This is a genomic window from Flavobacterium sp. CSZ (assembly GCF_015350725.1).
Taxonomy (GTDB): Bacteria; Bacteroidota; Bacteroidia; order Flavobacteriales; family Flavobacteriaceae; genus Flavobacterium.
Map to the genome: position 1 here is coordinate 54,934 of NZ_JADKPQ010000003.1, position 20,960 is coordinate 75,893.

Below are 20,960 nucleotides of genomic sequence, written 5' to 3' on the forward strand. Positions count from 1 at the left end.
TCCTGATTTTTAATATTATAATTTTTAGAAAAGCATAACTAAAACAAAAAAACCGACAATCGCTTGTCGGTTTTTTTTATGTTTTGATGAAAAGAAATTACCCTTTTAACCATGCATTTTTAAGTTTGTCTTTTGAAGCATCTGTCGCTTTAAAAGTTTCTTTTTCTTCGAATGGTACTTTTACAGTTCCTTTGATGGTTTGTTCTTTTCCGTCACGTTTGATTTTAATCGTGATAGGATCGTTTTCTTTCCAGTTTTCACTTTCTGTAATCAAATCATAAATATTGTCTAAGTTGTACGCTTTACCGTTTACAGTAAGGATTTGATCGACTGCTTTAAGATTTAAACTGGTAAAAAATACGTTAAGTTCAATTCCCGGACGAACGCTTATTATTTTGGTTACCTGATCAACACCAATATACGGAGCTTGTCCTTTGATGAAAATGGATCCCGGAACTTTTTCTGATGCTTTGCCTACGCCCACTTTAGCTAAATAAAAATCGTAAGGAATTGGAGTTGTTCCCTGAACATATTTGGTTAAAAATTCGCCAACTTCAGGATAAGTAAGCTGAGTGATTTTAGCAAAAAGTTCGTCATCATTAAATGGTTTTTCTACACCGTATTCGTCAGATAATTTATGCATTAGATCAAGAATTCCTCTTTCGCCATTGCTTTTTTCTCTAATGATAATATCAATGCACATACCAATTAAAGCTCCTTTTTGGTATACGTTTAAGTATTGGTCTTTATAAGGCTGCTCTAATACGTTTTTACTCATAACGGTAAACGACATAGTATCATTTAGATCTTTTGCCTGTTCGATTTTATCAGCAATACGAGTATAAAATTCAGCTTCGCTAATTAACCCCTGATTGATCTGAAAAAGGTTGGCAAAATATTCTGTTACCCCTTCGTACATCCATAAATGTTCAGACATTTTTGGTGCATTATAATCAAAATACTGAATTTCTTTTGAGTGAATCGTTAAAGGTGTTACAATATGAAAAAACTCGTGCGAAACAACGTCTTTCATTGATTCTACTAATTTTTCTTTTGGCATAGATTCCGGTAAAACAACGGTAGTTGCAGTAGGGTGTTCGAGAGCTCCAAAACCATGGGCATCATCTTTTGCCATGCTTGATAAATACAATAAAACAGTATATTTTTTAGTAGCATTCACTTTTCCTAAAAAGTTTTTCTGAGCTGTCATCATTGTTTTCATCTCAGGAGTAATACTTTCGGCAGTAAATTTTCCTGTTGGAGAGTAAACAGCGATTAAAATATCCATTCCGTTTACGTTAAACGTAGTGTAATCCGGTTTAGAATACATGATTGGGTTTTCGACTAAAACAGCATAACGCGGAGTTGTAAAAACGTCGCTTGTGTTGCTTGCATCTTCATCATTCATTGAAGTTGCTCCCCAAAGTGTTTCAGGATGCGTGATGGTCACTTTATAAGGTACATCTAGTTTATCCTGAAAATAACCTACAAAACCATGCGTGTTCACCATAAAGTTGATTCCTGCATTGATGTTGGTTCCTGCCGGCGAAAAAACGTCGTCATTACCAAATCCGGTTCCTTTTTCAGTATCAAAAGTGTCACCTACTAAATAGGTTACTTTTTTTAATTTTTTGGCATCAGCAATCGACCATGAGTTATCGTCAATTCTTTTTACTGTTAATGGGTTGCCTTTTGCATCAAAAGCTTTAAAATCATCCGAAAATTTACCGTAATTGTCTGTAGAATATGTTCCCGGAACTGTTTTTGGGATACTATAGATTACTTCGTCGGTTTTTATTTGAGGAGGTGTAACAGTCACCAGTACTTTGTCATCTTTTACATCAATAAGATTAATGTTAACACCCACGACATTTGCGGCACCAGATGAACTTCCTGTTTTACAGCTCCAAAGAGTTGCTGCAAGAGCTAAGGTGTAAAGTATTTTTTTCATTTATTTAAGTTTAGTTATTTGTATATGACTTGTAAATTATAAAAAAGTTACATTAATAGTAAAAATAATAAAAAAACTCCTGAATTTCAGGAGTTGTGTGTTAGTCTAGTTTATTTTTTATATAATATTTACCATCCAGATCTTCGTCAAAATCATCTATTTTAACAGGCTTTGGTTTTGGTTTATTTGCAATTGCCTTTTTTTTCCACATCTCAAATTTTTCAAGTGGCATCTTCTTTTTCATGATTTCCAGAACTTCTTTTTCTGCCAATCCAAATTCCTTTTTTATGATCTCAAATGGATTTTTTTCTTCTAAGGCTAACGAAACAAGTTTTTCGGTTTGCTCCCAATTCAATTCTTTGCGGTTACTCTTTTTCATCACGTGAAAATTAATTCAAAATAGGGGTTAATGATTAATAGATTGATTTTCAATTTAAGTATCAATATTAATAAAAAAAATAATTAGTTGGTTCGATCTGGGATATTTTTTTTAATGATTTTAACTGTTTTTTGCAGATCTTGATTTTTGAAACGGAATTTGCAATAAATTTTTCAATTTATTGTTTTCTTGAGGTTCCATATGTGTGTCTACTCCGTAGATTAATTCTTCTTTTGGAAGTGTTGTAAAAGTGCCAAAAAGCCGGTCCCAAACCGAAAAAATATTCCCGTAATTACTGTCAGTATAAGGTAACACATAATGATGATGTACTTTGTGCATATTGGGAGAAATAATAAAATAACTCAAAAAGGCATCAAATTTAGCTGGTAAAGAAATATTGGCATGATTAAACTGCGAGAAAATAACGGATAAACTCTGGTATAAGAAAACCATCCACATTGGGCTTCCTACAATGAGAACGCCCAGGGTAGTAAATATAAAACGAATTATACTTTCTCCCGGATGATGCCTGTTGGCGGTTGTGGTGTCGATCCAGGTATCTGTATGATGAACGATATGAAAACGCCATAGAAATTTTATTTTGTGCTGTACAAGATGGGCCAGATAAGCGCCAATTAAATCTAAGAGTAATAATCCGATGATGGTATAAAGCCAAATAGGAATTTGAGGCAGCCATTGCAGTATTCCAAAATGATTTTCTGTGGTACAGTTTGCCGTTTTGATGAGAATAAAAGCCAATACGAAGTTGACGATAATGGTAGTGAATGTCAAAAAGAAATTGATTCCTGCGTGCTGCCATTTTCGGTATTTCATTTGAAATAGTGGAAAAGTATTTTCGATGAGCCAAAAGATAGTAATTCCTCCCACCAGAATTAAACTTCGATGGGTAGACGGAATGGTGCTGAAATATGCTATAATATCATTCATAAGTAAAATTTAGATTGATAAAAAGTGTAATCTGTTTTCTATGAAGAGATTAATGTGAAATATAGGCGTATAAAAAAAGAGAAAACCGAATATAAATATATCTGATTTTCTCTTTAAAAGTACGTTATAAGGTATTTTTTTTTATGCTTTTTTAATCAGGCTGATTAAAAACAATAATACCCAGGCTCCTGCAACAGCAATTAAAATTTGCCAAAGAATTCCGCCTCCGCCAATGCCAAGATTTCCGGCAATCCAGCCGCCAATAATCCCGCCTATAATTCCGACGATGATATTGCCCAATAATCCAAAACCTGCGCCTTTCCAGATTTGGCCAGCAAGCCATCCGGAAATTGCACCTATAAGTAAAAAATATAAGAATGCCATATGATGTTTTTTTTAGTTTAATTGAATTTGATTAAGCTGCGTCGTGATTTTGTAATAATGTTTTGTATAAAAACCCGGCTACAATTGCGCCTAAAATTGGTGCAACCCAAAATAACCAAACTTGTGATAATGGCTCACCTCCCGTAAAAATTGCCTGAGATAAAGATCTTGCAGGGTTTACAGAAGTATTGGTAATTGGAATACTGATTAAGTGAATTAAAGTTAATGCCAAACCAATTGCTATACCGGCAAATCTTCCGTTTGCAAATTTATCTGTAGCGCCAAGGATTACTAATAAGAAAAATAATGTAAGCACAAATTCAGCGATAAATGCTGATGCTAACGAATATCCGTCAGGTGAGAATGCTCCGTAACCGTTTGAAGCAAAAGCTCCGGCTTGTGTGTTATGGATTGCATTTCCTGCTTTTCCTGACCAGATGATGAATAATGTTCCTGCCGCAGCTAGTGCGCCAACACATTGTGAAATGATGTAAGGCGCAAGGTCTTTTGCCGGAAATCTTCCGCCGGCCCATAAACCAAATGACACTGCCGGATTAAAATGTCCACCAGAAATATGCCCTACAGCATATGCCATTGTTAGTACTGTTAAACCGAAAGCTAATGCAACTCCAGCGAATCCAATTCCTAAATTAGGAATTCCAGCAGCAAAGAGTGCGCTTCCACAACCTCCAAAAACTAGCCAATACGTTCCAAAGAACTCTGCAAATAATTTTTTCATAATAAAAATAATTTTAATTAATAGTTGATTGTTAAAGGGTATATTGGTATGCCCAAAAAATCAAAACAAATTGTAAGGGCAAGCGTATAAATAAAATCCAATTTGGTAAACCAAAACTTGCTTTTTTATTTTGATACATGAAAAGATTTGCAGGAAAGACTGCAATTAGTAATGCAATAATTCCCCAGGCAGCAAAATTTGTTGTGCAATTAACCATTAGGAGTATGCCAAGAACAACTTCGGCACCTCCGCTTAAAATATTTATTAATTTGGGGTTGGAGAAAAAGGGTGGAATGATTCTGATATACATTCCGGGATTTCTAAAATGATTTAATCCGGCAATAATATAGAGCGCAGCCATTAAATATAAATGCCAAGGTAAATTCATGATAATTAAATGTTTGTCACGAATTTATGAAAAAATTAACAATTATTACATTACAAGTCTCTTTTTTTTAGATACTTGTAAAATAAGTTAATTTTTACGCTTAAAATTGACGTTCATAATAATTATGGCAAGGATGATCAGGACAATTCCAATCCATTGAGAAAGAATTACTTGTTCATCTAATAATACATAAGCCATCATTACAGAAACAGGAAGTTCAAGTGCAGAAACAATGCTTCCTAGACCAATTCCGGTTAAAGGAAAACCTGCAGTCATAAGCATAGGAGGAATAATAGTTCCGAAAAGAGCTAAGATAATTCCCCATTTCATGAAGATCTCAAAGTTAAAAGGAGTAACCTGAGTAGCAATTGCGAATGAAAATACAATTACAGCTCCTCCTAAAAGCATATATAAACTACGTTGTGCCGATGAAATTTCGGTAGCAACGCTATTTGCCGTAAACATTGTTGTAGTAAAGGATGCGGCTGCCAAAACTCCCCAGGCAAGACCACGCCAGTCAAGATCTACATCATTGTGAATGATATTGGTAGCCAGAACAGTACCAATAAGTACAATAATCACAGCAATTACTTTTTGTTTTGATGGTAATTTTTTTTCTAAAAACATTTCCAGTAAAACTCCCATCCAAACGGTTTGCATTAATAAAACAATACCAATAGAAACCGGAATGTATTTTACTGCCAGATAGTAGAATAAACTTGTCATACCTAATGATGTACCGGCAAGCATTAAACTGAATATATTTTTTTTGGTCGCTTTTACAACCTTATCTTTGTGTTTTGCTTTTTGAAAAGCGTTTATCAATAAAATACCAATGATTCCTAATATAAATTGAGATGTGGTTACCTCGGCAGTTGTATATCCTTCTGAATAGGCCATTTTTACGAAAGTAGCTAACATTCCGTAAGTTGTAGCACCTATTGCTACTAAAAATACTCCCTTTAATACGTTGTTTTGTGACATCTTAATTGATATTGATTAAAAAAATAAAGCCGGCAAAGGTAAGCTATTTTGTTTAGGATTTAATAGAAAACAGGGAGAAACATTATAATGAGTTTGGTTTACGGCCTAATTCACACTCTAATATTGTGAATTTGACAGAATTGGATAAAATAAAAAACCCATCAAAATTTTATATTTTGATGGGTTTAAATTATATTCTGATACAATAAATCTTATTTTGCTGCAGGCTGATTTTGGTAGGTTTCAATTTCGAAAACCAAAGTTGAGTTGGGTGGAATAACTCCTCCGGCACCTTTTTCTCCGTAAGCTAAATTTGAAGGAAGAAAGAAGATTGCTTTTTCTCCATCAGTCATCATATCTAATGCTTCGATGAAACCAGGGATCATTCCGTCTTTTTTACCCACTGTAAAAGGAAACGCCTGATATCCTTTTTGGGCATCGCGGTTTGCATCGTATTTGCCATAAGCTTTTGCTACGCTTGCAATGCTACTGTCAAAAAGATTTCCATTTTCAAAATACCCTGCATAGTGGAAATAAATATTAGAACCTTCGGCTCCTTTTACGCCAGTTCCTTTTTTTGTAACTACATATTTTAAACCTGATGCAGTTGTAGTCGCTTTTGCTTTAGTAGCGGCAAAATAAGCTGCTTTTTCAGTTACGACTTTTTGAGATTCGGCGTTTTTAGCTTCTTGTTTTTTTGCATCATCAGCTAAAACTTTTACAGCATTAAACTTTTTAGCAGCATCACCTTTGCGGGTAATGGTAATTTTTGTCATGATATCATCCTGAACAATTTTGTTCACATTATCCATTCCTGAAACTACATGACCAAAAATCGTATGTTTTCCGTTTAACCACGGAGTTTCTTTGTGCGTGATAAAAAACTGGCTTCCGTTTGTAGCAGGGCCAGAATTTGCCATAGCAAGAACACCGCCTTTTTCAAATTTTAGATCTTCAACAAATTCATCTTTAAAAGAATATCCAGGGCCTCCAGAACCGTTTCCGTCCGGATCTCCACCCTGAATCATAAAGTCATTGATTACTCTGTGAAATTTTAATCCGTCGTAAAAAGGTTTTCCTTTCAGTCTTTCCACTTTTACATTAGGATTGGTTCCTTCTGCCAGCGAAATAAAATTAGCTACCGTTACCGGTGCCTTTACATATTCTAATGAAAGTACAATATCTCCTTTTGTAGTTGATATTGTAGCAAAAATTCCATCGTTTGGATTGGTTGGCGGAGCCACTTTTGTCGCTGCTTTTGTCGCTGCTTTTGTTGCAGGCGCTTTTGGTTTTGCTACGGGTTTCTTTGTCTGAGCCTGAATATTTAATACTGCCAGGCAAAATAAAAATAGAAATTTAAACTTCATGTGTTCCAAATTTAAGTCTACGTTAATCTTTTATATATAATTATTGTGGCTTTTCTAATAATTGAATTTCAAAAATAATGTTAGCGTTTGGCGGAATAACTCCTCCTGCACCAGTTGCTCCGTAAGCTAAGTGAGACGGAATAAAAAGTATCGCTTTATCTCCAAATGAAAGTTGCTCGATTCCTTCAATAAACCCAGGAATCATACCATCTTTACGTCCTGCCTGAAACGGGATTGGCTGATAGCCGTGTTGTTCTGCTCTTGCTGCATCAAATTTCCCAAAAGCTTTATTAACTTCTTCTACGCTTGAATCAAACAAAGTTCCGTCTTCTAAGAAACCTGAATAGTTAATGTACAATTGAGTTCCTGCAGTTGGTTTTTTTCCTGTTCCTTTTTCAGTAATTAAATATTCTAAACCTGAACTTGTTTTAGTAGTTTTTGGTTTAACAGAAGCAAAATAAGCTACTTTTTCTTTTTGAACTCCGGCGTATTTGCCTTTTTCTTTAGCAATTTCAGAGAAATAATCGTGAAATACTTTTACAGCATCAAACTTTTTAGCCGCTTCACCATTTCTGATAATAGTTACGGCAACAATAGTATCGCCTTGTTTTACCTGATTTACTACTTCCTGACCTTTGTCTACAACATGTCCAAAAATAGTATGTTTTCCGTCTAACCATGGAGTTTCAACGTGCGTGATAAAAAACTGACTGCTGTTTGTTCCGGGGCCGTTATTGGCCATTGCCAAAACTCCTGCTTTGTCAAATTTTAAATCCGTGATTTCATCTTTAAATTTATATCCAGTATCTCCTGAACCAGTTCCTTCAGGATCTCCAGTCTGAATCATGAAATTTTCAATAACTCTATGAAATTTTAATCCATTAAAAAAAGGTTTATTTTTTAGATAGTCTTTTGTTACAAACTCGTTTTTACCTTCGGCTAAAGTGACAAAGTTAGCGACAGTAACAGGTGCTTTTGTATAATCTAATTCAACAATAATATGCCCTTTATTGGTTTCAATATCTGCATATAGACCATCAGGTAGGTTGCTGTGCTCGTCTTTACAAGAATATAATGAGCTAACGGTAACAGCAAGTAATAATAGAATACTCTTTTTCATTTTTAAAATGTTGTTTTATGGGTTTATTGTATCTTTTTTAGTTGGAGCTGCAGGTTTTGGCGCTACAGTTTTTGGAGCAGCTGGAGTTGGAGTCTGACCCGCTGCAGGCGTTGGTTTAGCTGCTGGATCCGGTACAAAATTACGAAGTGTAACAGTACAAATTAAGGATTGATTGGTTCCTATTTTTTTGTTGTCTCCATGATATCCATAGGCAATGTGCGAAGGAAACAGGAAAGTTACGGTTTCATTTTTATGCATCATTTTGATACCATCGCGCAATCCCATCATGATTTCCTGTTTGTCTACATAATAAGTTTGTGGACCAAGATCAGCTTCAGAATAAATAATTTTGCCTTCTATGTCTTTTACTTCCAGATTAAAATAGGCAATATCTCCTTTTTTAGGTGTCGAAAGATCTGTTGTGTTTTTTTCATCGTAATACAGCCAATATCCTTTTCTGGTAGCGTAATATTTTATTTTTGGATTACTCTTGATTATTTTTTTTATAACATCTTCTTCGTTGGCCACTAACTTCTTGTTTCTGTCCACCGATTTTTTCATGAAAGTACCGGAAGCCTGAGATATAGGTCTTCTGGCTTCTTCGTGTTGTTTACAACTTACCCATAAAACAGCAAAAAGTAGGGTGTAAATGCTTAGTTTTAAGTAGTTCATATAAGGTTATATTTTTAGTTTATTTACTAAATCTTCAAATTTTTTCAAGGTTTCTGCCATCGAAACGTCAGATCTTCCGCCGGCCGCATTGCTATGTCCCCCACCATTAAAGTGATCTCTGGCAAATTGGTTCACGTCGAATCCTCCTTGTGAACGAAACGAAATCTTGATGATTTTCTCGTCTTTATTTTCGATAAAAATAGCAGTAAAAACAATACCTTTTATACTTAATCCGTAATTAACGATTCCTTCAGTATCACCTTTTACATAATCAAAGGAATCCAGTTCTGCCTGAGTAAGTGAAGTATAAGAAGTTTTATGTTCTGTAAGCACTTTCATATTTTGTAAAGCGCGACCTAATAATTGCAAACGGCTGTATGAACTATTATCAAATAATAAAACAGGAATCTGAGTGTTTTCGACTCCCAGATCAATTAACTCGGCAATGATTCTGTGCGTGTTTCCTGTTGTTCCCGGAAAACGGAAAGAACCGGAGTCGGTTAATATTCCGGTATAGATGCAAGTAGCAATGGTTTTGTCTAAATCTTCTTTTTTTCCTAAGAAAGAAATGAAGTTATAGATCATTTCACAAGTTGATCCAAAAGAAGTATCAGAATAGGTATAAGCGGCATAATCATCCGGTTTTTGGTGGTGGTCGATCATGATAAACGGAGCCGTTAGTTTTGCTAAAGTATGTTCCATTTCGCCTGTACGGTGAAAAGCATTAAAGTCTAATGTAAAAATCAGCTCAGCTTCTTCTAATATTTTGGTGCAGTTTTCAGTATCTTTTTCAAAGATTTTTACGGTTTCAGAACCTGGTAACCAGGCTAAAAAATCAGGAAAATCATTGGGAGCAATCACAGTTGGCTGGTGATTGTTTTTTAATAAAAAATGGTATAAACCTAAGGTTGAACCCATAGCATCACCGTCAGGACCTCTATGCGGAATTATGGCGATTTTCTTTGGGGTGGCGAGTAACAATTGTATCGCTTGAATATCTTGTATTTTCATAGTGTGCGAATTTACATTTTTTTAATGTAATGTTGAAATCATTTTACAGATTAACACACTTTTATTAGTTGACAGTTTTCGGTCGCTTCCGATAGCTATCGGGATCAGTCTCAGTTTTTCAGTTTTCTGAAATAGAGTTGATTGTACAAATGCGATAATTGTGCGCAGATGAAACGGATTCGCTAAAGCAAAAACGCGGATTTTAAACGGATTTTTTCTTTTTGGAATTTAAATTTATACGCAGATAAAACGGATTCGCTAAAGCGAAAACGCAGATTCAAACGGATTTTTTCTTTTTGAAAATTGAAATTCTTGCTAGTACTTGAATTTAGAATTTTAATTTGAAATTTAAAAATTAGAATTTAATCTCTGATACAGCTTATATTTTGCTCCTTTGACAATTTGCGATTTATAAATCCCCACAGAACCTGATGAAAAGTACGCTATTGTACATGCAATGGCGATAAATATTCCGGGTTGAATGCCAAAAAGTTCCATACCCATAATGGTACAGGCGATAGGAGTGTGGGTTGCGCCTGAAAATACAGCTACAAACCCCAAACCTGCCAGAAGCGCTATTGGTAGCGGAATTATTAGCGATAAAGCACTTCCTAAAGTGGCGCCTACAAAAAATAATGGAGTTACTTCGCCGCCTTTAAAACCTGCCCCTAAGGTAAATCCTGTGAATAGAATTTTAAGTAAAAAATCATACCACGCATTGGCATTCGAAAAGGAATCTACAATTACCGGAACACCTAATCCTGCAAATTTTGTAAACCCAAAACCTGCAATGGCGATCGCCAGAACTACTCCTCCTGTAAAAGGGCGTAGTGGCGGATATTTTATTTTAGCAAAAAGAGATCCCCAAAAATGAGTGCTTCTGGAAAATAATAAAGCTGCAAGACCGGATAAAATGCCAATAAAAATTGCATAAAATAAATTCGTAAGAGTAATTTCTGGAACAACAGGAATGTTGTAATGTGTATGTTTTACCTGCCAGAATTCTACCGTAAAATAAGCAGCGTAAGCCACTAAAAAGGATAGAATAATACTTTTAAAATTGATTTTACTGAAATATAAAACCTCCAAAGCAAAAATTGCCCCAGCCAACGGAGTTCCAAAAACCGATGCGAACCCGGCACTGATTCCGAGGATAATTAGAATCTTTCTTTGGGAATGATCTAAATTAAAAATCTTGGTGAATTGATCTGCAATGGCGCCTCCCATTTGAACGGCTGTACCTTCGCGACCCGCAGAACCTCCAAATAAATGGGTTAGTAAAGTTCCTAAAAGTACCAAAGGAGCCATCTTAAACGGAATAACCTTCTTGGGATTTTCGTATTCTTCCAGTAATAAATTATTGCCCTTTATGACAGATTCTCCCCAATAATAGTAACTCAGTCCGACTAATAATCCTCCAAAAGGCAATAGCCAAATAATACAGTGGTGGTGAATTCTAAATTGTGTAACCCACTCTAAAGCAACCAAGAAAAAAGCCGAAGCAGATCCGGACAAAATACCTATCAAAACACAAATGAGAATCCATTTGAAAATCGTAAAAAGTATTTGTTTTGGGTTTTGAAAGCTCATTAAATTTAGTTTTTTGCCACGAATTTCACGAATTATCACGAATTTTAAATTTTAAAATTTGTGATCAAAAATAATCTTTTAAATCTTTCTAATCTGTGGCAAAAAAATAATTTGCGAAAATTAGTGAAATTCGTGGCTAAAAAAATATTACTGCACAACAGCTGTAAATTCAATTTCAACTAAATATTCTGGTGCAACGAGTTTACTGATTTCATAAAAACCTGTTGTAGGTTTTACATCTTTAAAAAATGAAGCGTGAGCTCTTGCTACTTCTTCAAAAGTAGAAATGTCAGTAGTGAAAATACGCGTTCTAATTACATCTTTCATTCCAACATTCAAATCTTTCAAAACTTTTTCAACACGTTCCAGGATGTTATAGGTTTGAGCATAAGCATCATCGGCTTTTACTTTTTCACCATCAACAATAGCCACAGTTCCTGAAACTTCAATAATATTACCAATTCGTACTGCACGGCAATATCCCATTTTGTCCTCCCAAGGTGATCCTGTTAAGATGTTTTCTCTTTTCATTTCTTCTAATTTTATTGAATTTGTTTTTTCGATTTAAAATCAAATTCCGGTTAGTTAATTTCGTTGCAATTTATAAAATATGCAGATGAAAAAGAGTATTATGGAGTTGAAATCATTTCTTATATCTTTCTTTTTTTGTGATATTTTGAGGAGTAGATCTTCTTTTTCTTTTGCCACAGATTTCACGGATTAAAATGATTAATGCTGTAGATATTTTTTTGTCATGAATTTTATAAATTAAGTGAATTAAAATTAGTGAGAATTAGTGTAATTCGTGGCAGTAATTAAATAATCATTACAATCATTTTAATCTGTGGCAAAAAAAAACTTACTCAATTTGATGCTGTTCGTAAAGGCGAAGTTTATTTTGAGTTACAGTAAGATTTTGCTGCAATACTTCGATTTTGTCCAAAAGATTTGCAATGACATCAATACCCTCTAAATTGATTTTTAGATCATAATGCAGACGAATCATTTTTTCTACGGCGGGTAATTGTTCCGGTTGTAAATATTCGTCTTCTTCCAGAAAAATAATTTTCACCAAACCATAATTATGAAGCTCCGTTATAAAAGTGTTTTCAATTTCGTGATACATACAAAATTGTTTTATTTGAATTAAGTTTTTACTATTCATGATTTCTTAATTTAGCTAATTCTTCGAATAATTCTTTTTCTTTTGCCGATAATTTGGTCGGAAGTTTTAAAGTATAGGTAATGTATAAATCACCAAACTGATTGTCTTTTTTATACACCGGAAAGCCTTTTCCTTTTAGTTTTACTTTTGTTCCGGGTTGTGTTTCCGGAGCTACTTTTATTTTTACTTTTCCGTCAAAAGTGTTTACATAGATTTCTCCACCTAAAATGGCTGTGTATAAATCAAGGTCAACATCGGCATATAAGTTATTGCCTTCGCGTTTAAAATCTGAATTATTATCAATTAAAAAAGTAATATACAAATCACCATTTGGTCCATCATTTGCTCCGGGAGCGCCATGATTAGGGATTTTTATAATTTGTCCGTTTTCGACTCCGGCCGGAATTGTAATTCGGATATTTTTGCCATTTACCGTCAGATTTTGTTTGTGCGTGGTATAAGCAGAAGCTAAGTCAAGCTGTAATTCGGCATTAAAATCCTGTCCTCTGTATTTGGCTTGCCCTCTGGAGCTTCTTCCACCTGAACCGTACATAGAATTGAAGAAATCAGAAAAATCACTTCCCGAGAAATCTCCTCCGCCAAAATCAGAATAGCTTTGATTGCCGCTTTGCTGTTGTCTGGAATATTGTTGTTGGTTAGGATCGTAACCGGCTTTTTCAAATTCATCAGCATGTTTCCAGTCTTTCCCGTACTTGTCGTATTTTTTACGGTTTTCAGAATTGCTTAAAACTTCGTTTGCCTCATTGATTTCCTTGAATTTTTTTTCAGCCTCTTTATCATTCGGATTCAAATCAGGATGATATTTTCGGGCTAATTTTCGATAAGCCTTCTTAATTTCGGCTTCAGTGGCCGATTTTGTGATATCTAATACTTTATAATAGTCAATGTAGTCCATTTGCTTGTATTTTTATAAAGGTAAATTAAAATCTTGAAGTTAGTCATAACTTATTAATTGTCCAAAGTAAAAAGATCAATTTTATCTTAATAATAGTATTTTAAGAAATGTGAAAGAAAATTTAATTTATTTAATTTAAATCTTACTATTAAATAGGGTTTTTGTAAATACTTTCTATATAATTGAAAAAATAAACTCACAAATATGTATAAGAACTAACCTTTTAATCTTTGAATTATGAAGAAATTATCTTTTTTAAAATCAACCTTTAGCTTTGCGCTTTTGATCTTTATGTCAATTTCAGTAATAAGTTGTATTTCAGGTAGTTATAATGATAATGCATCATCAGGTACTGCATTTAATCCAGTAAATTTTTCACTAACCATTACAAAGAAAGAAGTGGCTGCAACTGTTGGTTTAATGATTACATACGACTTAAAAAATATTTCAAAAGATGCATATAATGATTATACGCAAGGTTCTTTTTCTGTAAAGTTTACTGTTAAAGGTACCGATGGAGAGACATTTCAGGATATTGTGAGTATGGATTATATTGACGCAGGAATTACTTTCTGTGGATTAACTTTTCTTGATTATAGTGAAGTAAAAACTTTAGATCTTTCAACATTGACTGCTGTTATTATTAAAAATAAATAGCATTAAAATGAAAATAATTTATTCTAACAGTGTTTTGACCGATTTTTTTTTAAACAAATCGGTTTTTTACAGTTTTGGCAGGTTTTTTGCTTTCCAAAAATTAGCCTAATATATTGTTATAATAGTCTTAAAGTTGTAGTGCCTAACTAAATTATACTATTTTTGTGATGCTATGCTTTGATCTTATAAAATTTTTAAAAGCCGATTCGATAATACTTTCTCAATGAAGCACATCTTATTTTTCATATTATTTTTTACCGCTGTCACTGTTTCAGCCCAGACTGAATTTGGTACAAAATACAGACCTATTGCAGCACCTAAATTTGGTGCAAAGCCAAAGAAGACTCCATTGCCAGAGGTTAAAGATCCTCAGGCTAATCCTATGGATATACCAAGTATTAAAACGCCAAACGTTTTTGATAATACCAGTATTACACCAAAATCGCAATTGCAGGTAGGTGCAGAAAAAAGTAAATTTACGATGTCTACCGAAACTGATTTTGCCAATCCGGGAGATCGTTATGTGCCTAAAATGGAAAAAGATCTGGATAAAGCTTTAAGAGATGCCGGACTAAAAGAAGGCCGCGGGCAACTAGTGAGAAAGAATATTTCGCTGGGAGATTTTAGGACAAAATCGAAATATTTTATTGTAAAACTGAGAGATTTTGGTGCGATCGATGGCGACCTGGTAAAAGTATCTTCTAATGATCAGGTGATTAAAGATCAGATATTTTTAGAGGGTAATTTTAAAGATGTAAAAATTGATCTTGTCAATGGTTTTAATAAGCTTGATTTTGAAGCGTTAAACATTGGTAGTTTAGGAGGAAATACAGCTGAAATTCGTGTTTATGATGATAAAGGTCAATTGGTTACGAATGACTACTGGGATAATCTTGCAGCAGGCTTTAAAGCTTCGATAGTAGTTACAAAGGAAGAATAAGACACAACGATAGTTTTGCAGCATCTTATTCTGTTTTCTTTATTTTTATATTTGATTCTTTTGTAGTTCGGCATTATTAAAGGTTTTTCCCTCACCAGTTTCTTTTAATAGAAAGCTAACCAGAATTGCTATAGAAATTCCAACTATCCAGAATAAACCTGCTTGTTGAAAATGTATCATTTTATCATTAGCGTCATTTAGCGTTTGCCCAAATAAACGACTGAATAATGGACTTAAAAGCGTTGTTACTCCAAAAGTTATAAAATTAATGGCTCCTGTAGCACTTCCTTTTACATTGTCAGGATTCGCTTCTTTAATTATAGAATACGGAATCATGGCAGCACCAGAACCAACGCCCAGCAAAAACATACTGATTTTCGCAGGAAGTAAATCGGGGAAATACAATAACTGAATCAGGCTCAAAATCATAAATAACGCTCCAAATATTAAAACGGGTTTGCGCTTATTTATTTTATCTGTAATAAATCCTAATAACGGACAGCCAAATACCCAGCCAAAAGCAACCATCGCACTCGAAATTGTTGCACTATGAAAGTCGAAAGCACGATCTTTCTGAAAAAAATCAACTGCCCAAGTCATAGCAAATATCGTAGTAGGAGCAAATAATAATCCTGAAACGATTCCGCATAACCAAGATTGAGGATTGCTAAAAACAATTTTATAAGGATCAAGTAAGCTTTGTTTTTTTACGATAGTTTCGGCCTTTTTCTCAACTATGTGTGCCGGAGTTATAAACCAAAGTCCAAAAGCAACGATTATAGTAAAAATTCCGATAGAAAGCCAAAGTGTATTAATGTCCATTCCTTTTTCTATTAGCGGACCTACAACAAATTGTCCTGCCGAACCGCCAAGCATTCCTAAACATTGAGTAAAACCAATGGCAGTTGCCAATGATTTTGCTGAGAATCCTTTACTGGCCAAATACACACAACCCGGAAAAGCGAAGGCACATCCGGCACCCTGAAACAATCGGCCAACCACTCCGCTAAACTGACTCGAGATCATAAATAACAAACAGCCAATTCCTAAAATAAGAGCTCCGGTAAAGAGCGAATATTTTGCTCCAAATCGATCCAGGGCAATTCCTGCGATTAAACTGCAGGTAGAATAAGTATAGTAATAAGTTCCTATAATTGTCACCAATCGAATCTCTTTTACAGAAAAACTCTGTGCAAGTTCCGGAAGCATTACAGCCGGAGAGGAGCGTATAACATAATCTAAAAAATAGAAAAGCAAACCAAATACCCATGCAATAATGTAATATTTAGTATATGATTTATTTGTATTGATGTCCATAAAATGTATTTCTTTTATTCGAGCTTAAGCTGTATGAACACGAATTGCACGAATTGGCACAAATTTTTAATGAGTAATTTAATTTGCGAAATTAATTTTACAAAGTGCATTAGTGCAAATAAGTGCAATTGGTGTTTTATTATGTTTAAAATCAGTTTAGATGCCTTCTTTTAGGTGTTTGTAATTGGATTTTATAGTATCTAAAACTTCATCCATTTTACCGCCCAGCATTAATCGGGTCATCGATTTTGCCATACCTACAACTTGTTCCCATTCTACTTTTGGGGGCATTGCCAAAGCATTTGGGTTGGTGAAGATGTTCAGTAAAACAGGGCCATTGTGTCGGAATGCGTTTTCAATTGCTCCCTCAACTTCTTCGGGTTTATGTACATTTACACCCTGAAAACCCATTGCCTGAGCAATTAGTCCAAAGTCCGGATTGACCATATCGGTTTCATTATCGGGTAAGCCGGTCACTTCCATTTCGAGTTTTACCATTCCCAAAGCACGATTATTGAAAACTATAATTTTTATAGGAATATCATATTGTTTAATGGTTGCCAAATCGCCCAACAGCATTGAGATACCACCATCGCCACACATGGCAATAACTTGTCTTTCAGGATGCGCCAGAGCTGCTCCAATTGCCATTGGCATGGCATTGGCCATTGATCCATGATTGAAAGAACCCAGCATTTTTCGTTCTCCGGTTCCTTTTATAAAACGGGCTCCCCAAACACAGGTCATACCGGTATCTACGGTAAAAATAGCATCTTTAGTAGCCAGTTTATCAATGATATGTGCTACATATTCCGGCTGAATTGTATCTTCTCCGCCATTATCATTAATATAGGTATTCATGTTTTCTTTTACGCTGGCATATAATTTAAGCTGCGCTTGTAAAAAACTATCGTCCGTTTTGGTTTCTAATAAAGGTAATAAGGCTTCTATAGTATCAGCAACATCACCGCACAATCCCATATACAGATTGGCTCTTCGTCCTAAACGTTCCGTGCTGGTATCGATTTGGATGATTTTATTATCACCCGGCATGAATTTATCATATGGAAAATCAGTTCCTAGCAGCAATACCAAATGCGATTCGTGCATGCTATGATAAGCAGAAGGCTGGCCAAGTAAACCCGTCATTCCTATTTCATTAGGATTATTAGGCTGAATACTCATTTTTCCGCGGAAAGAATATCCTACGGGAGCTTTAATATGTTGCGATAATTGCACCACCTGATCGTGTGCTTTTTCAGCACCAATTCCGCAGAATAAGGTGATTTTGGTACTCTCATTGATCGCTTGTGCTAAATGCTGTAATTCAGTATCAGAAGGTCTGATGACAGGATTGCAATGAAAAAACTGAGTAGATATATTGCTTTCAACTGCTTTTAATTCCGAAACATCTCCGGGTAAACCAATAACGGCAACACCTTTTTTGCCCAAAGCATGTTGTATGGCAGTTTGTATGATTCGGGGAGCTTGTTCAGCTGTCATAATCATCTGATTGTAATAACTGCAATCGTCGAAAAGTTTGATGGTGTTGGTTTCCTGGAAATAATCCATTCCCATTTCGCTCGTATTTATTGTCGATGCAATGGCTAATAAAGGAACATGCGATCGGTGCGCATCATACAAACCGTTGATTAAATGAACGTGTCCGGGTCCGCAACTTCCGGCGCACACGGCAAAACCATCCAATTCGGCTTCGGCTGCTGCTGCATAGGCGCCAACTTCTTCATGACGAACATGAATCCATTTTATTTTTCCGTTTCTGCGTATCGCATCATTAAAATGATTTAAACTATCGCCGGTAACTGCGTAAACGCGTTTTACTCCAGCCTCTACCAACATGTCAACTAATTGTTCTGCAACTATTTTACTCATGGATTATATTTTTAAAATTAATATTCAGACAGTACAAACATTGGTTATGGTTTACTTTCTTAATGATTAGATTTTAAGATACACTTGGTTATGATGTAAAAGTGATTTGGTATGTTTTTATAAATTTAGGGAAATTTTTTAAAGAAACTAAGTTACTAAGGTTCTAAGTTGCTAAGTTTTTTTTGAAGGTACAAAGCGACAAAGGTTCAAAGGAACAAGTTTTTGATCTCGTTTACCTTTGAACCTTTTTTTAAATCTAAGATTCTATTTTTTTTTAACTTAGCAACTTTTAGAAAGGATCCGCCGTCACTCTAAACTTCATATCAGCTTTAACGGTTACATCTTTCGTAAGGGTTTCTTTTAAGGTAACTTTTGTTCTGATTTTATATTTATCGGCTTTAATGTATTGGTCCAGCCTGGCATCGGTACAAATTAAATCGATAGTATTGCTGGTGGAGTTGATATTGTCCTGATACGCCAATTCTATTTCATCAGAATCAGTTGTTGAGATGTACAAATGAATTGACTTTAAAAATGTAAAAGTTTTATCTGAAGGATCAGAAATCGTCAGTTTAAGGGATCTAATTTTTACATCCTTAACTAAATCGGCTTTGGTTTTGTTGTTTTTAAATTCGGCTGAAGAATTTGTAGTAACATCAGGCGTGATGATTTCTGATGGCAAATTAATAGGCAAATTGCTTTGAATTTTTATCGAAGCAGAATTCGAGATATTAAAACTCAACAAATCATCTACAGTATCGCATGAACTTAAAAATACAGCTAAAAAAAGAGAAAGGGCAACTAGTTTTGATTTCATAAATATGGTTTTATCTAAATACGATGTTTTTTGAAGGTTGGATTTTTTTGGAAAGCTTCTAAGATGCTAAGTTTCTGAGTAACTAAGTTTTTCTATTTCAAATGCTTTAAAAAAAACTCAGAAACTTTTTTAGAAAAAAATCAAAATTCCATTTTTCAAATTCGAATATAAAAAGTATTTTTGCGCATGCAACACAACGTACTTATTTTAGATTTCGGATCGCAATATACACAGCTTATTGCGCGTAGAGTTCGCGAATTAAATATATTCTGCGAAATTTTCCCTTACAATCACTTTCCTAGTGATTTATCACCTTATAAAGCCGTAATTTTAGGAGGAAGCCCATTTTCTGTTCGTGCAGAAGACGCTCCGCATCCTGATTTATCTCAAATTCGAGGCAAACTACCTATGTTGGCAGTTTGTTACGGAGCACAGTATTTAGCCCACTTTAGTGGAGGTGAAGTTGCTGCTTCGAACACTAGAGAATACGGTAGAGCAAATTTATCTTATATTAAAGAAGGGGAAACTTTCTTTAACGGAGTTTCAGAAAACAGCCAGGTTTGGATGAGTCATAGTGATAGTATCAAGGCTTTACCAACAAATGCTGTAAAGCTTGCAAGTACACACGACGTAGAATATGCGGCTTACAAAATTGAAGGAGAAACTACTTATGCTATTCAGTATCACCCGGAAGTTTTCCATTCTACTGATGGATCAAAGATGCTAAAAAACTTTTTAGTAGATATTGCTGATGTTCCTCAAAACTTTACACCAAATGCTTTCGTAGAAGAAATGGTGGGAGAATTGAAAGAGAAATTAGGAAATGATAAAGTTGTTTTAGGATTGTCAGGCGGAGTAGATTCTACTGTAGCAGCAGTTTTATTGCACCAGGCTATTGGTAAAAACTTATATTGTATTTTCGTAAATAACGGTTTACTTCGTAAAAACGAATTCCAAAATGTATTAGATCAATACAAAGGAATGGGATTGAATGTAAAAGGAGTAGATGCCGGAGATCGTTTCTTAAGCGAATTGGCCGGAATTAGTGATCCTGAAACCAAACGTAAAACTATTGGTCGTGTATTTATCGAAGTTTTTGATGATGAATCACACTTAATCGAAGACGTAAAATGGCTGGCACAAGGAACTATTTATCCTGACGTAATCGAATCGGTATCTGTAAAAGGGCCATCGGCAACGATTAAATCACACCATAATGTAGGTGGATTGCCGGATTATATGAAATTAAAAATTGTAGAGCCACTTAGAATGTTGTTTAAAGACGAAGTTCGTAGAGTTGGAGCTACTTTAGGAATAGATCCTGAATTGTTAGGAAGACACCCTTTCCCTGGACCAGGATTATCAATCAGAATTTTAGGAGATATTACTCCGGAGAAAGTTCAAATTCTTCAAGATGTTGATGCGGTTTTTATCGACGGATTAAAATCTTGGGGACTATATGACAAAGTTTGGCAGGCTGGAGCAATTTTGCTTCCGGTAAACAGTGTTGGTGTGATGGGCGATGAGCGTACGTACGAAAAAGTAGTAGCGCTTAGAGCTGTAGAATCAACAGATGGTATGACGGCTGACTGGGTTCATTTACCTTACGAATTCCTAATGAAAGTGTCGAATGACATTATAAATAAAGTAAAAGGTGTGAACCGCGTGGTTTACGATATTAGCTCAAAACCACCAGCAACAATTGAGTGGGAATAGTATTGT

General features: G+C 34.9%; 21 protein-coding genes. 3 read left to right on the top strand and 18 right to left on the bottom strand.

What is annotated here, in order from left to right:
* Window positions 1-97: 97 nt before the first annotated feature.
* The 15 genes from IRZ78_RS04250 to IRZ78_RS04320 all read right to left on the bottom strand — a co-directional run bounded on the left by IRZ78_RS04250 (window position 98) and on the right by IRZ78_RS04320 (window position 13,614).
* Complete coding sequence (locus IRZ78_RS04250) at window positions 98-1,951, bottom strand: peptidase M61 (protein WP_194615335.1); 1,854 nt, start codon at window positions 1,949-1,951, stop codon at window positions 98-100.
* A 100-nt stretch (window positions 1,952-2,051) separates the two neighbouring features.
* The gene (locus IRZ78_RS04255) at window positions 2,052-2,330 is read right to left on the bottom strand and encodes a DUF2805 domain-containing protein (RefSeq protein ID WP_055098339.1); all 279 of its coding nucleotides are present in this window, start codon (window positions 2,328-2,330) and stop codon (window positions 2,052-2,054) included.
* A gap of 120 nt (window positions 2,331-2,450) precedes the next feature.
* The gene (locus tag IRZ78_RS04260; RefSeq protein ID WP_194615336.1) at window positions 2,451-3,278 is read right to left on the bottom strand and encodes a sterol desaturase family protein; all 828 of its coding nucleotides are present in this window, start codon (window positions 3,276-3,278) and stop codon (window positions 2,451-2,453) included.
* A 141-nt stretch (window positions 3,279-3,419) separates the two neighbouring features.
* A complete protein-coding gene (locus IRZ78_RS04265; RefSeq protein ID WP_194615337.1) occupies window positions 3,420-3,662 on the bottom strand; it encodes a GlsB/YeaQ/YmgE family stress response membrane protein in 243 nt (80 codons plus the stop codon).
* A 31-nt stretch (window positions 3,663-3,693) separates the two neighbouring features.
* Entirely contained in the window at window positions 3,694-4,401 is a 708-nt protein-coding gene (gene aqpZ, locus IRZ78_RS04270; RefSeq protein WP_194615338.1) for an aquaporin Z, read from the bottom strand.
* 31 nt (window positions 4,402-4,432) lie between these two features.
* Complete coding sequence (locus IRZ78_RS04275; protein ID WP_194615339.1) at window positions 4,433-4,789, bottom strand: DoxX family membrane protein; 357 nt, start codon at window positions 4,787-4,789, stop codon at window positions 4,433-4,435.
* A gap of 87 nt (window positions 4,790-4,876) precedes the next feature.
* The gene (locus IRZ78_RS04280) at window positions 4,877-5,773 is read right to left on the bottom strand and encodes a DMT family transporter (RefSeq protein ID WP_194615340.1); all 897 of its coding nucleotides are present in this window, start codon (window positions 5,771-5,773) and stop codon (window positions 4,877-4,879) included.
* Window positions 5,774-5,985: 212 nt separating this feature from the next.
* The gene (locus IRZ78_RS04285) at window positions 5,986-7,140 is read right to left on the bottom strand and encodes a peptidylprolyl isomerase (RefSeq protein ID WP_194615341.1); all 1,155 of its coding nucleotides are present in this window, start codon (window positions 7,138-7,140) and stop codon (window positions 5,986-5,988) included.
* A 40-nt stretch (window positions 7,141-7,180) separates the two neighbouring features.
* Entirely contained in the window at window positions 7,181-8,260 is a 1,080-nt protein-coding gene (locus tag IRZ78_RS04290; protein ID WP_194615342.1) for a peptidylprolyl isomerase, read from the bottom strand.
* A 15-nt stretch (window positions 8,261-8,275) separates the two neighbouring features.
* Window positions 8,276-8,932, bottom strand: a complete 657-nt coding sequence (gene gldI, locus IRZ78_RS04295; protein ID WP_194615343.1) for a gliding motility-associated peptidyl-prolyl isomerase GldI — start codon at window positions 8,930-8,932, stop codon at window positions 8,276-8,278.
* 6 nt (window positions 8,933-8,938) lie between these two features.
* Window positions 8,939-9,943 carry a bifunctional oligoribonuclease/PAP phosphatase NrnA gene (locus IRZ78_RS04300; RefSeq protein WP_194615344.1) on the bottom strand — a complete coding sequence of 335 codons (1,005 nt, stop codon included), beginning with the start codon at window positions 9,941-9,943 and terminating at the stop codon, window positions 8,939-8,941.
* Window positions 9,944-10,291: 348 nt separating this feature from the next.
* Window positions 10,292-11,533, bottom strand: coding sequence for a voltage-gated chloride channel family protein (locus IRZ78_RS04305; protein WP_194615345.1), 1,242 nt, complete (start codon window positions 11,531-11,533; stop codon window positions 10,292-10,294).
* 147 nt (window positions 11,534-11,680) lie between these two features.
* Window positions 11,681-12,064, bottom strand: coding sequence for a RidA family protein (locus tag IRZ78_RS04310; RefSeq protein WP_194615346.1), 384 nt, complete (start codon window positions 12,062-12,064; stop codon window positions 11,681-11,683).
* A gap of 328 nt (window positions 12,065-12,392) precedes the next feature.
* Window positions 12,393-12,698 carry a chaperone modulator CbpM gene (locus tag IRZ78_RS04315; protein ID WP_194615347.1) on the bottom strand — a complete coding sequence of 102 codons (306 nt, stop codon included), beginning with the start codon at window positions 12,696-12,698 and terminating at the stop codon, window positions 12,393-12,395.
* Window positions 12,691-13,614, bottom strand: coding sequence for a J domain-containing protein (locus IRZ78_RS04320; protein WP_194615348.1), 924 nt, complete (start codon window positions 13,612-13,614; stop codon window positions 12,691-12,693). Before IRZ78_RS04320 ends, IRZ78_RS04315 begins: the two co-directional genes overlap by 8 nt.
* Before the next feature lie 237 nt (window positions 13,615-13,851).
* Between IRZ78_RS04320 and IRZ78_RS04325 the strand changes: the two genes are divergently transcribed.
* Together IRZ78_RS04325 and IRZ78_RS04330 are read left to right on the top strand one after the other, a co-directional pair.
* A complete protein-coding gene (locus tag IRZ78_RS04325; protein ID WP_194615349.1) occupies window positions 13,852-14,271 on the top strand; it encodes a hypothetical protein in 420 nt (139 codons plus the stop codon).
* Between the two features lie 223 nt (window positions 14,272-14,494).
* A complete protein-coding gene (locus IRZ78_RS04330) occupies window positions 14,495-15,211 on the top strand; it encodes a hypothetical protein (protein ID WP_194615350.1) in 717 nt (238 codons plus the stop codon).
* Window positions 15,212-15,256: 45 nt separating this feature from the next.
* Here IRZ78_RS04330 and IRZ78_RS04335 read toward each other — a convergent pair whose 3' ends face one another.
* The 3 genes from IRZ78_RS04335 to IRZ78_RS04345 form a co-directional block, all read right to left on the bottom strand.
* Complete coding sequence (locus IRZ78_RS04335; protein WP_194615351.1) at window positions 15,257-16,528, bottom strand: MFS transporter; 1,272 nt, start codon at window positions 16,526-16,528, stop codon at window positions 15,257-15,259.
* 156 nt (window positions 16,529-16,684) lie between these two features.
* Window positions 16,685-18,421 carry a thiamine pyrophosphate-dependent enzyme gene (locus IRZ78_RS04340; RefSeq protein ID WP_194615352.1) on the bottom strand — a complete coding sequence of 579 codons (1,737 nt, stop codon included), beginning with the start codon at window positions 18,419-18,421 and terminating at the stop codon, window positions 16,685-16,687.
* A gap of 289 nt (window positions 18,422-18,710) precedes the next feature.
* Window positions 18,711-19,238 carry a hypothetical protein gene (locus IRZ78_RS04345; RefSeq protein ID WP_194615353.1) on the bottom strand — a complete coding sequence of 176 codons (528 nt, stop codon included), beginning with the start codon at window positions 19,236-19,238 and terminating at the stop codon, window positions 18,711-18,713.
* Window positions 19,239-19,424: 186 nt separating this feature from the next.
* Between IRZ78_RS04345 and guaA the strand changes: the two genes are divergently transcribed.
* Window positions 19,425-20,954: a glutamine-hydrolyzing GMP synthase gene (gene guaA / locus IRZ78_RS04350; protein ID WP_194615354.1), complete on the top strand. Its 1,530-nt coding sequence runs from the start codon at window positions 19,425-19,427 to the stop codon at window positions 20,952-20,954.
* Window positions 20,955-20,960: the final 6 nt, after the last annotated feature.

Coding starts and splice junctions, on each gene's coding strand:
- IRZ78_RS04250 (WP_194615335.1), bottom strand. CDS start 1,951: ATGAAAAAAATACTTTACACCTTAGCTCTTGCAGCAACTCTTTGGAGC.
- IRZ78_RS04255 (WP_055098339.1), bottom strand. CDS start 2,330: ATGAAAAAGAGTAACCGCAAAGAATTGAATTGGGAGCAAACCGAAAAA.
- IRZ78_RS04260 (WP_194615336.1), bottom strand. CDS start 3,278: ATGAATGATATTATAGCATATTTCAGCACCATTCCGTCTACCCATCGA.
- IRZ78_RS04265 (WP_194615337.1), bottom strand. CDS start 3,662: ATGGCATTCTTATATTTTTTACTTATAGGTGCAATTTCCGGATGGCTT.
- aqpZ (WP_194615338.1), bottom strand. CDS start 4,401: ATGAAAAAATTATTTGCAGAGTTCTTTGGAACGTATTGGCTAGTTTTT.
- IRZ78_RS04275 (WP_194615339.1), bottom strand. CDS start 4,789: ATGAATTTACCTTGGCATTTATATTTAATGGCTGCGCTCTATATTATT.
- IRZ78_RS04280 (WP_194615340.1), bottom strand. CDS start 5,773: ATGTCACAAAACAACGTATTAAAGGGAGTATTTTTAGTAGCAATAGGT.
- IRZ78_RS04285 (WP_194615341.1), bottom strand. CDS start 7,140: ATGAAGTTTAAATTTCTATTTTTATTTTGCCTGGCAGTATTAAATATT.
- IRZ78_RS04290 (WP_194615342.1), bottom strand. CDS start 8,260: ATGAAAAAGAGTATTCTATTATTACTTGCTGTTACCGTTAGCTCATTA.
- gldI (WP_194615343.1), bottom strand. CDS start 8,932: ATGAACTACTTAAAACTAAGCATTTACACCCTACTTTTTGCTGTTTTA.
- IRZ78_RS04300 (WP_194615344.1), bottom strand. CDS start 9,943: ATGAAAATACAAGATATTCAAGCGATACAATTGTTACTCGCCACCCCA.
- IRZ78_RS04305 (WP_194615345.1), bottom strand. CDS start 11,533: ATGAGCTTTCAAAACCCAAAACAAATACTTTTTACGATTTTCAAATGG.
- IRZ78_RS04310 (WP_194615346.1), bottom strand. CDS start 12,064: ATGAAAAGAGAAAACATCTTAACAGGATCACCTTGGGAGGACAAAATG.
- IRZ78_RS04315 (WP_194615347.1), bottom strand. CDS start 12,698: ATGAATAGTAAAAACTTAATTCAAATAAAACAATTTTGTATGTATCAC.
- IRZ78_RS04320 (WP_194615348.1), bottom strand. CDS start 13,614: ATGGACTACATTGACTATTATAAAGTATTAGATATCACAAAATCGGCC.
- IRZ78_RS04325 (WP_194615349.1), top strand. CDS start 13,852: ATGAAGAAATTATCTTTTTTAAAATCAACCTTTAGCTTTGCGCTTTTG.
- IRZ78_RS04330 (WP_194615350.1), top strand. CDS start 14,495: ATGAAGCACATCTTATTTTTCATATTATTTTTTACCGCTGTCACTGTT.
- IRZ78_RS04335 (WP_194615351.1), bottom strand. CDS start 16,528: ATGGACATCAATACAAATAAATCATATACTAAATATTACATTATTGCA.
- IRZ78_RS04340 (WP_194615352.1), bottom strand. CDS start 18,421: ATGAGTAAAATAGTTGCAGAACAATTAGTTGACATGTTGGTAGAGGCT.
- IRZ78_RS04345 (WP_194615353.1), bottom strand. CDS start 19,238: ATGAAATCAAAACTAGTTGCCCTTTCTCTTTTTTTAGCTGTATTTTTA.
- guaA (WP_194615354.1), top strand. CDS start 19,425: ATGCAACACAACGTACTTATTTTAGATTTCGGATCGCAATATACACAG.